We start from the raw sequence: 1,355 nt of genomic DNA on the forward strand, positions 1-1,355 counted from the left end.
CGGCCAGGGCGGTGGTGCGGGCAGCGGTGCCGTGGCGCGGGCCGCGTAGGCGAGAGCCGGACGGGCGATCTCCCGGCGGCGCCACAGCTCCTCCACGTGTCCGTGCCAGTGCCGCCTCATCGACGATGAAGTGCATCTCCGGCCCGTCCGGCCGGAACAACCGCTCCTGCCGCTCCAGGCGCAGATCCGCCCGAGGCCCCGCCTGCTCGGGCGGTGAGGTCCACTGCAGGACCTCGCGCGCGTACTCCTCCGTCTGGAGCAGACCGGGCACCAGGTCGGGCTCGAAGTTCCGGATCACCGACGCGGCGTTCTCATACGCGATGGACACCACGAACGCCTGCGGTGCCATGTTCTTGTACGCATCCCACCACGGACGTTCCTTCGCCGCCCGCGCCATCGACACCATCGTGTCGACCTGCGCCGCGTCCGCCACGCCGTACAGCGCCAGCAGAGCCCGGAGATCCGTGATCGAGATCCCCACCGTTCCCGACTCAATTCGAATGATCTTCGAATGCGACCATTCCAGCTGCTCGGCCACGGCTTTCTGCGTCAGATGCTTCGACTCCCGTAAGCGGCGCAACTGCTCCCGCAGCCTGCGCCGTTGCAACGCCGGATCATTCAGCGGCACACCCATCCTCCTGCCACAACGCCATCCGGCAGCACGCCATACCTACGCCTGCAACCTCGCACGCCGCGATACGGCCCACAGCCCAATACACAACAGCCACCTGGAGTTGAGCATCAGGCAGAAAGCTTTCCAGCACAAGCGCTTCCTCCCACGCCGGCCCACCCCCTGCCACCAACCGGCCAAGCTCCATCACGAACGCATCCACACCCGCCACAAGCAAGCAATGCGCCATACCTGCCCTGCTGCGGAGACTCCCTGTGCTCCAGAGATCCCGCGCAGTCGCCGTCGAGGGGCATGCACCTGCGTGGTTGCGGGAGTCGACGACGTCGACACTCTCCCGGGGCGACCCGGACCGAGGATGCTGACATGGAAGAGGGCGGCGGCTTCGTCGAAATGGTGCCAGGGCGGGGTGAGCGCCGGATGGCCGATGCGGCCGGCCACGGCCTCGCCCGCGTAAGGCAACCCCGGGGCCGCGCCGGAATATTCGTCGGAACCTGGAGAGGATCGGTTGGCCCTTGTGTCAGGCGGCCATCAGCCCGAAGTGGTGGAGCGACCTACTGGACTCACTGCGCCGACGGGTTCGCCACGCTCACGATCGACGTCCCGTGCCGTGGAGGATCAACCACTCCGGGCGTGCCGGGAGGTAGGGGTCGGCATGCAGGCCCACCCGGGCAGCGCGGAGGAGCAGGACTACCTCGGCATCCCCGGACTCCTCGAACCCGACCAG

At 68.0% G+C, this 1,355-nt stretch carries 1 protein-coding gene; it reads right to left on the reverse strand.

Translation table 11 applies throughout. The features are described 5' to 3' along the window. On the reverse strand, positions 1 to 628 hold a 628-nt coding region (locus ACWEBX_RS40800), incomplete at its 3' end, for a Scr1 family TA system antitoxin-like transcriptional regulator (RefSeq protein ID WP_451889734.1). Between the last annotated feature and the right edge of the window lie 727 nt (positions 629 to 1,355).

This window comes from Streptomyces sp. NPDC005070 (assembly GCF_053600395.1).